The 9,411-nt window shown below is 34.8% G+C and carries 8 protein-coding genes; 2 read left to right on the top strand and 6 right to left on the bottom strand.

The genetic code is table 11. The annotated features are described in order from the left end of the window. Positions 1-51 precede the first annotated feature (51 nt). The 3 genes from H593_RS0115735 to H593_RS0115725 are packed head-to-tail and all read right to left on the bottom strand — an operon-like array spanning position 52 to position 2,377. Positions 52-648: an LURP-one-related family protein gene (locus tag H593_RS0115735; RefSeq protein ID WP_028873295.1), complete on the bottom strand. Its 597-nt coding sequence runs from the start codon at positions 646-648 to the stop codon at positions 52-54. Between the two features lie 57 nt (positions 649-705). Further along, positions 706-1,596: a DUF808 domain-containing protein gene (locus H593_RS0115730; RefSeq protein WP_028873294.1), complete on the bottom strand. Its 891-nt coding sequence runs from the start codon at positions 1,594-1,596 to the stop codon at positions 706-708. 22 nt (positions 1,597-1,618) lie between these two features. Beyond that, a complete protein-coding gene (locus H593_RS0115725) occupies positions 1,619-2,377 on the bottom strand; it encodes a CDP-alcohol phosphatidyltransferase family protein (RefSeq protein ID WP_028873293.1) in 759 nt (252 codons plus the stop codon). Positions 2,378-2,644: 267 nt separating this feature from the next. Here H593_RS0115725 and H593_RS0115720 point away from each other — a divergent pair, with 267 nt between their 5' ends. Together H593_RS0115720 and lnt are read left to right on the top strand one after the other, a co-directional pair. Continuing rightward, entirely contained in the window at positions 2,645-3,709 is a 1,065-nt protein-coding gene (locus H593_RS0115720; protein WP_028873292.1) for a putative type IX sorting system protein PorV2, read from the top strand. A gap of 48 nt (positions 3,710-3,757) precedes the next feature. Then, the gene (gene lnt / locus H593_RS0115715) at positions 3,758-5,371 is read left to right on the top strand and encodes an apolipoprotein N-acyltransferase (RefSeq protein WP_028873291.1); all 1,614 of its coding nucleotides are present in this window, start codon (positions 3,758-3,760) and stop codon (positions 5,369-5,371) included. A 242-nt stretch (positions 5,372-5,613) separates the two neighbouring features. Here lnt and H593_RS0115710 read toward each other — a convergent pair whose 3' ends face one another. From H593_RS0115710 to H593_RS0115700, 3 genes are read right to left on the bottom strand one after another with little or no spacing between them, the layout of a single operon-like run. Continuing rightward, complete coding sequence (locus H593_RS0115710) at positions 5,614-7,008, bottom strand: sugar transferase (protein ID WP_028873290.1); 1,395 nt, start codon at positions 7,006-7,008, stop codon at positions 5,614-5,616. 39 nt (positions 7,009-7,047) lie between these two features. After that, positions 7,048-8,076, bottom strand: a complete 1,029-nt coding sequence (locus H593_RS0115705; protein WP_028873289.1) for a glycosyltransferase family 4 protein — start codon at positions 8,074-8,076, stop codon at positions 7,048-7,050. After that, positions 8,027-9,391, bottom strand: a complete 1,365-nt coding sequence (locus tag H593_RS0115700; protein ID WP_245585069.1) for an O-antigen ligase family protein — start codon at positions 9,389-9,391, stop codon at positions 8,027-8,029. The genes H593_RS0115705 and H593_RS0115700 overlap by 50 nt, the downstream gene beginning before the upstream one ends. Positions 9,392-9,411: the final 20 nt, after the last annotated feature.

Below are 9,411 nucleotides of genomic sequence, written 5' to 3'. Positions count from 1 at the left end.
CCTTCGCCATTGTTGGTGTTTTCCACCAACAATTCATCTAAAACCAAAAAATCATCCTCTCCTACGTTCCAATAATACCATCATCATAAATCCTAAAACGATACGCTCGTCATCCTCATGATCTATAGGCTTCAATTTTGAAAGTTTAAATTTTCTTCCGAAGAAAGACGCTTCTTTTTTTAACTGACAAATAGCTTGATCATTTAAATCGGTTACGGTATAACTAGGATTAAATAAGTATCCTGTTAATCCACCAATTATAGGAAGTTGCCCTAATACAGAATCCAATACCTTTACCCAAGCATTATCTTCTCTAATATGATATTGTAGTTTTTGATGTTGATCAATAAGTTCATAATGTGCTTTCCAAACAGAAGCCCAACCCTTTCTCGCAATTTTCCCAATCTCTTTACCTTGCGCATCTTTAAAACTATAAGCAGCAGAAAAATCTATCCATTTATCGGCACGAATATTATGAGTAAGACGAGTCCTATTCTCATTATCATAGATATTAATATCTTCTTTAAGCTTAAACATTTTTTGCCTAACATAGGCTACGGTTCTACCATTCGCATCTTTAGCTGAAAAATCGTTGGATAATGTAGTAACATGAAATGTAAAACTTATCGGAAAATTTAGGTCCTTCATAGGTTTGATTTATATATTTTTAATTCTTAACAGCATTAAATTTGTTTACGATCTGTGTCAAGTAGTCTTCTTTTTATTGAATAATAAAGCATAAAATTTCTGTAACATAGCCACCACTAAAAGCGCTATGAATCCAGCAGCGAGTCCCAAAACAAAATCTCTAATAACAGAGGGTATCTCCTCTAAAAAATGATGTAAGAACTCTAAATTATGCGTAAAAATACCACCTGCGACCAACAGCAATGCAATGGTTCCAATGACCGATAAACTCTTGATGATTTTAGGCAAGGCTTGAACCAAGAAATTTCCAATATAATAGGTCACATTCTTTTGACCTTTACTCAATTTCACCAAACGGAAGCCAAGGTCATCCATTCTCACAATGAGAGCGACAATTCCATAAACACCTATGGTAGCAATAACGGCAACGAAAGACACTACCAAAATTTGAAATAGTAAATCTTCCCCTACAACCGTTCCCAAAGCAATAATTACAATTTCTACGGAAAGTATAAAATCGGTTACTATGGCTGATTTGATTTTCGTCTTTTCTAATTGTAGAAGCCCTTCTTTTGAAAGTTCCCCTTTGTTTTCGACCGTAACATGCTGCTTATGCGGGACCAGATATTCATAAATTTTCTCAGCACCTTCATAAGCTAAATAAATACCACCAAGAACCAAGATAACAATTACTGCCCAAGGTAAAAAAGCGCTCAATAAAAACGCAATTGGCAATATGATAAGCTTGTTCAGCATTGAACCTTTCGTAATTGCCCAAAGTACAGGGATTTCTCTAGAAGCAACAAAACCAGAAGCTTTTTCGGCATTAACAGCTAAGTCATCACCTAAAATTCCCGCGGTTTTTTTAGTCGTAATTTTACTCATTGCAGCGACATCATCCATGAGCGCCCCAATATCATCTAACAGTGCAAAAAATCCTGATGCCATTATTAAGTGTATAAAATGTTTTTTAAAGAGTTTTAGCTGTCATATTCTCAAATACAGACAGCAGGATGTACAATGCTATAATAAGAGGAATTGCCATAAAATGAAAAACCACGAGTAGTACTGCTGTTAAAATGACAAGTGTATATCTCATTGTATTATTAGCTAAACTATAATCCTTAAATTTTAAAGCAAATAATTTAATCTTAGCATTTAGCAAATAACAGCTCACCAAAGTAAACGCAATTAAAAACCATTGGTTTAAGATTAAATCAGTTGCAAAACTGCTATTTTGAAATTCTATTATTAGAGGTAAGGATAACACCAACAAAGCATTAGCTGGTGTTGGAAGACCTTTAAAATAGGTTTGCTGATCTTCGTCAATATTAAATTTTGCCAAACGATAAGCCGATGCTAATGTGATAAATAAACCAATAAGCGCATACCAGGACACCTCAATTGACCACGTTGCATTTGTAGACCAGTCGTTGAGTATCTCTATTTCCGGAGCATTAATACTTGTAGCAATTAATTTAAACATCACGATTCCTGGCACTAAGCCACTAGTTACCATATCGGCTAAAGAATCTAGCTGAACACCTAACGGACTTTGGACATTAAGTTTTCTGGCTAATAATCCGTCAAAAAAATCAAAGAAAATACCTAGAAACACAAATATTGCAGTGGCAATAAAATTATTGTGAACTGCAAAGATGACTGCGATACTTCCGCAGAACAAATTAAGGAGTGTTATAAAGTTCGGAATGTAGTTTTTTATAGACATACATGAGATTTGTGTAAAAATAGCAAACTATTTACGACTAAACCATGTATTGATTGAATTTACAGAAGCAAAAAATGACGCTTTTTTATTTATGTGAATTAGGAAAATTAAGCATAGCGGGAGTTCTATCTGTTTTTATAAAAAAAACCTGTTGTGACTATAGATTTAATTGATAACAAGTTTCATAGAAAAGCAGCACAATATCTGGCGTTATTTACAGTTTAATAGGTGGAAAATATTGTGCATCTTTGTAAAAAATTTTTGCTGTTGAAAAAGTACCTATTCATTGTTACGACATTGATACCGTTTTTATGCGCTTCTCAAACCAAATATTCTAATGAATTTTTGAATATTGGTGTTGATGCCGCTGCTCTTGGGATGAGTAATAGTGTGGTGTCTCACACTGCTGATGTCAACTCTGGCTATTGGAATCCTGCTGGACTTGTAAATTTAGAAGACAGCCAGTTAGCGCTTTTACATTCCAGTTATTTTGCTAACATTGCCAACTACAATTATATCGCTTTTGCCAAACCTTTAGATGATAAAAGTGCTATGGCCTTATCCCTTATTAGATTTGGTGTTGACGATATTTTAGACACGACACAATTAATAGACGATCAGGGAAATATTAACTATGATCGTGTGAGTTTATTCTCTACAGCAGATTATGCACTAACATTCTCATACGCTAGATTATTACCATTAGACGGTTTGAGTTATGGTGTTAATGCCAAGGTTGTGAGACGTATTATTGGTGATTTTGCCAATTCTTGGGGTTTTGGATTGGATGTAGGGATTCAATTTCAAAGTAAAAACGATTGGAAATTTGGTATCATGGCCAGAGATATTACAACCACATTTAATGCCTGGTCTTTTAATGACGATAAATTAGCAGATATTCAAAATGCAATTGAAGGTCAAAATCAAACAGTACCAGAAAGCACAGAACTTACCATCCCTAAACTACAGTTAGGAATGTCCAAAAAATTCATAATTCGTTATGATTATTCAGTATTAGCATCCTTTGATTTAAATGTGAGGTTTGAGCAAAATAACGATGTGATTTCGTCCTCTTTTGCCAGTTTTAATCCTGCATTAGGGTTTGAATTTGGGTATACTGATTTGGTGTTTTTAAGAGCAGGAGCTGGTAATTTTCAAAATGAATTACAAATAGATAATTCTGAAAATCTAACGTTTCAACCGAGTCTAGGATTAGGTTTTAAATACAGAGGCATTCAAATAGATTATGCGTTTACAGATATTGGAGATCAAAGTGCCGCCTTATACTCTAATGTCTTTTCATTGAAACTCGATTTTAGTATCTTTAGATAGTGAATCACAATCGATACCGATTCCAACATAAAACAACACCATTTTTTCATGCGTTTTTCTAAATTCAAATTGGTATTATTGGCCTTAGCATCGGGAGTCCTATTGGCTTTGGGCTGGCCTACCTACGGTTTCCCTTTATTATTATTTTTTGCATTTGTACCACTACTATTGGCTGAGCGTCAATTGCGACTGTCTGAGGTAAAACGCAAGGGACTTAAAATATTCGGACTTTCCTATCTCACATTTGTCATCTGGAATGCAATCACCACAAGTTGGTTGCGGTTTGCCGATCTCTTTGGTGCCAGTTTTGCTGTTTTTGTAAATGCTGCTTTAATGGCACTTATCGTTCTAATCTATCACAAATATGCCAAGCGTCAATCGACAAACAGAGCGTTATTATTTTTGGTAGTCCTTTGGATAAGTTTTGAAAAATTACATTTAGGATGGGAGTTTTCTTGGCCATGGCTTAATCTCGGTAATGGGTTTTCAGAATATATGAGTTGGATTCAGTGGTATGAATACACAGGGACTTTTGGAGGTACACTTTGGATTTGGATATTAAATGCACTTATTTTTAAGGGTATTTTATCCTATCAAGATGACCAATCAAAGCGGGTTTTAAAATCTGTTTTGCTGAAATGTGCCGGACTCATAATTGTACCTATTCTTATTTCCTTTGTAATATATAGTTCCTATACACAAGAAGGCGAAACGGTTAATGTCATTGCTTTACAACCTAATATTGATCCGTATTCGGAAAAATATAACATGACTAATTTAAATTTTGCAGAGTTATTTTTTGAGTTATCAGACTCCAAAATTACAGATGCTACAGATTTTGTCATTGCTCCTGAAACGTTTCTAGCAGAAAGCACACCACTTAGTACGTTTGATAATTCATTGTTAAAGAGCAAGTTTGACCGGTATGTCAAAGCACATCCCAATGTGAATCTCTTAACTGGTATTTCATTTTATGACATGTTCACAGACAAGAGCAAAATAAAGAAAGAAACAAATACCTACAAATTCACAGCAAATACTTGGTATGACGACTACAACGCTGCTCTTTTAATTAATAGTTCAAATTCTGTACAGCAATACAACAAATCAAAACTAGTGGTTGGTATAGAAAACTTCCCATATCAAGACATACTAAAACCGATTGTTGGTGACGCCCTTATTGATCTTGGTGGTACAGTTGCCATGAAAACAACACAAGATTACAGAGGTGTTTTTACCTCATCCAACTCAAAATTTAAGGTAGCTCCTATCATTTGCTATGAATCTGTCTATGGGGAGTTTGTATCAGGTTATGTTAGAAATGAGGCTAACTTTTTAGCCATAATAACCAATGATGCTTGGTGGAATGAAACCCAAGGCCATAAACAACATTTAAGTTACGCCAAACTAAGAGCTGTTGAAACACGTCGTGATATTGTACGAAGTGCGAATACGGGTATTTCTGCAATTATAAATGCTAAAGGTGAGATTACGAGTCGCCTTGCTTACGGAGAAAAAGGCGCATTATCCGGACAAATAAGAACCAACGATACAATTACATTCTATGTCATGGCTGGTGATTATATAGCCAGAATTAGCATCTTTATTCTTGTATTTGTTGGATTGATTGGATTCTTCCGAAGAAAAAAAGAGACGTCTTAGGGGGCGAATATTTATAAAGGCTATCAGAGAGCATTTCACAAAAGAGCACAGTATGTCGCAGATAAAACCTATAATTATCAAGACGTCAACTTTAAATTAAACCCTGAGAAACAGGATTAGAAACTAGAGTAAGAATAAGAGTACTATCATTTGTCTAGCGCTAGCAAAACACATAAGCGTAAAGGCCACAGTAAGCACTAAAAACTGCCACTCAGACTTCGACTGTAAACTGAAGACTACATTTACTGTCCTCTATAATACAAAATAGTACTTAGCGTCTTCACAACAATATTGATATCTAAAAACACACTCCTGTGCTTGATATAATACAAATCATACTGAAGCTTGGTTAAGCTATCGTCAACAGATGATCCATAGCGTGTATTTACTTGTGCCCAACCCGTAAGTCCTGGTTTTACAATATGCCTTGTTTCGTAAAATGGGATAATCCTAGAGAGCTCGTTGACAAAAAACGAACGTTCTGGACGTGGTCCAATAATACTCATATCACCTTTTAAAACGTTAACAAATTGAGGGACTTCATCAAGCCGTGATCGCCTAAGAAACACTCCAAACTTAGTGATTCTTGAGTCGTTCTTTTCTGCCCATTTAGCACCAGCGGCTTCGGCATTCACGATCATACTTCGCAATTTCACTATTTGAAAGAGCTTTCCATTTTGGCCTACGCGTTCTTGAAAATAAAATAGAGGCCCTTTATTTGCAATTAAATTTCCCAAGAGAATAAATGGCAATAACAAAACGCCTATAAATAAGCCTATAACAGAAAACAAAATATCAAAAACTCTATGAAAAAAGAGATATAAGGTGTTTTGATTACTTCTACTAAACGGGAAATATTTATAGAAATCTTTACCTACAAATTGAACGGGTACACGATAGGTTATTTCCTCAAAGACCTGCGTGTATTCTCGTATCGCAAATCCTTGATCTAATAATAAAATAAGATCGTGATACACCTCTGGTGTAATCGTCTCAGAATTGTAACTCGCTACTAATATTTCAGAAATTTTTTCTTCCTTAATCACCTGCAGTAAATCTACAGACTTAAATTCCTTTAAACCTTTGAATTTTATTGGTGATTCAGATTTTGGTTCAGAATTAATAAAGCCTACAATTTTATAGTTAGGGTCACTCTGGTTAAGCGGCTTAATGATATTCTCAATATTTGAAATCTCACCTACAAGCAGCACTTTTTTATAAAACCTAGGTGCAGAAACAAACACGATATAAGCCCAGCGCCAAATAAAAATCATCCCAATGATTCCGAGATAAAAATAGATAATTTGAAGACGTCGTTCAGGAAGAAATGGCGTCAATACTGGCGTTAACAGATAAAACAATACAGATGTTGAAGCGGTTAACACGATGTTCCTAAAAGTAACATCTAATTTACTCGATTTTTGAAGATCGTATATTTCAAAAACAGTCCCAAAGACGGTGATATAGATTCCTAGAACTATAAGGTAGCCAATATTATTTTTATTGACTGTGAGGTAGTCAAAATCGATACAGATTTGTAAAATATATAAACCAAGAATCACGACAAAAAGATCTACAAGACGCAATAATATTTTACGTTCGGAGATCTCAAAATGGATACTTTTTTTCTGACTCATTATTTTTTAAAAGGGCTTTTGTAAATATAAGAAGTTAAGTTAGAATTCATCATTTTCTTGCTCCAAGATATCTATCCATTGTTTTTTAATGTGTTTCCAATCCAACTGTTCTGCTTTTAGTCTTGCGTTTCTAATGATTTCCTCTCTTTTTAAACGATCGCTCATCACTCCTTGTATCGCGTTTACCATGTCGAGTACATTATCTGGATTCACTAAAATACCCTCCCTTTGATTTGTAATTAAATAGGGCATACCGCCTACATTTGTAGACACTACTGGCAAACCAAGTGCCATAGCCTCAATAACACTCACAGGCATATTATCAAAGTTGGTGGTATTGATAAATATATTATAGTCTTTTGAAAGATGGATCCACTCTGTTTTTGTGAGCTTTCCTGTAATCTTAACAGCAACATGTAGTTCATTCGCTAAATCAATAACAGCTTTTAGACTGCCATCACTATCGGGTCCAACCATACACAATTCTGCCTCTGGAAACCTGTCTTGCAAAGATTTTAACACGCTAATGGCTAATGTAGGGTTGTATATTTTTGAAAATGAACGCACCCAGAGTAATTTTGGTATCTCAAATGTCTTTTTAGAAATAGGATAGTTGACCATTTCTATGGCATTAGGGATATAAACGATAGGGCGATACCCTTTTTGTTCAAAGGCTTCTTTAATATATAATGAGGGTGCAATACAACAAATCGCATTATTAAAAAGAGTATCACTTTTGCTGGGATGAGATTGCAGTCTTTTTGGTAAATCCCCTCCATGAAGTATTGGCATGTACGGTAATTTATAGCGTCTACAAATGAGACCGATAACCCAAGCATAGTAAAAATTTTGAGTGCTATAGGTATCTATTAAAACGACATCAACTTTTTTAGAATACCACAGACAGGACGTGATCATATCTAATAACCGAAGCAGTTTATTAGCCTTTGAAGACGCATAATAAACAACATGGCCTTCACTCTCTAACAGTGGTCCCAGAATTTGAATTCCAGAAACGTTAGACTTGCTGTTCTTTAAGTTGTTTCCTATGTATAGGATTTTTTTCATTAACGACGTTTAAAAGTGCCAATGCGTATATAAAAGCTGGTGCTGCGATGCGCATGGATGAATGATTAATAGTGGCAAACCAGAAAGCGAGGAAGGCAAAGAAAAAATAATTTTTTCTATTTATTGATCTCATATCTAAAGGTTTAAATACTAAAATTAATAAAATTATAACGCCAAAGATACCGTGTTCTGCTAAAGTTCTACTAATTTCATTATGTGATGTCACCCCTTGACCGTCAATCTCTATGCGTCTATCTTTTGCACGACTCGACCCAATACCAAAGAAAGGATTTGTAATAAAACCATCTATTTCTTGAAGAAATAGAGTTTTACGACCTGTGGTGAGGTCATTTTTCTCTATTCCTTTGGAATTTTGATTAGCGTAACGTTTGTCTGTAAGGCCACTACTTTGGCTGGAGCTTACAAACCAAGCTAATACCAATGCCGTAACAAAGAGTCCGAAAACACCTATAACCTGATTTTTAACTTTAGACTTTGCTTGAATATAATAAAAAAACAAAAAGATAAGAATACAAAGAATACCCGTGATTACGCCACCTCTACTCAAAGTAACGACAGTACGATAAGACACGAAAATCAACAACACCGTATTTAATAAACGAATCCCAAAAGTTTTTGAGTTTATAAATAATCGAATACCGAGAAGAAACATCCCCAGTCCTAAAACAGTCGCAACTTGATTCGAGCCAAAGCCACCTGCCGCCTCTCTATTGGAAGCAGTACTTGTCAAAACATCTCGCAAATCGGGCGCATAAAAGTACACATAGGCAGTATGAGATAGAATGGGAAGAAGCATAAACATTAATATCTGCGACATTTGCTTAAACGTTACTTTCTTATCATAACAAAATAAAGCAGCTAAACCCAAACATACAGGACCACTTAAAACAAAAGCGATATTTGTTCTAAAATTAGCATCAAAGCTTAAGGTGGTTGAGGCAACAAATATCGAAGGCACTAACAATAACAAATACAAAAAATACGGATATCCCTTACCTGAAATACCTTTATAAAACATACCTATTAATATAAACAGAATTACCAAGTACTTTCCCGCTTCATAAGAAATAGCACCTCCTGTCGTTCTAAAAAAAACCTCTGCACCTACAAAATAAGCACAGGCCTTTAAAACTTCAAACGTTTTTTGAGAATCATTCACTAAGAGAATGCGATATAAAAAATAAACTAAGGCTGCTGCAAAATAGATTTTTGCCAAGCTCTCATTTAAATAAATCAAAAGTCCAATAGCAATGTGAAAGCCGATAGCTGTAACATATGTAATATTGGTTTTCACTTGTTGTAATATTATTTTAG

Source organism: Psychroserpens burtonensis DSM 12212 (assembly GCF_000425305.1).
In the GTDB taxonomy this organism is placed as follows: domain Bacteria; phylum Bacteroidota; class Bacteroidia; order Flavobacteriales; family Flavobacteriaceae; genus Psychroserpens; species Psychroserpens burtonensis.
This window is presented reverse-complemented; position numbering and strand designations above follow the sequence as displayed.

Coding starts and splice junctions, on each gene's coding strand:
- H593_RS0115710 (WP_028873290.1), bottom strand. CDS start 7,008: ATGAGTCAGAAAAAAAGTATCCATTTTGAGATCTCCGAACGTAAAATA.
- H593_RS0115725 (WP_028873293.1), bottom strand. CDS start 2,377: ATGTCTATAAAAAACTACATTCCGAACTTTATAACACTCCTTAATTTG.
- lnt (WP_028873291.1), top strand. CDS start 3,758: ATGCGTTTTTCTAAATTCAAATTGGTATTATTGGCCTTAGCATCGGGA.
- H593_RS0115735 (WP_028873295.1), bottom strand. CDS start 648: ATGAAGGACCTAAATTTTCCGATAAGTTTTACATTTCATGTTACTACA.
- H593_RS0115705 (WP_028873289.1), bottom strand. CDS start 8,076: ATGAAAAAAATCCTATACATAGGAAACAACTTAAAGAACAGCAAGTCT.
- H593_RS0115730 (WP_028873294.1), bottom strand. CDS start 1,596: ATGGCATCAGGATTTTTTGCACTGTTAGATGATATTGGGGCGCTCATG.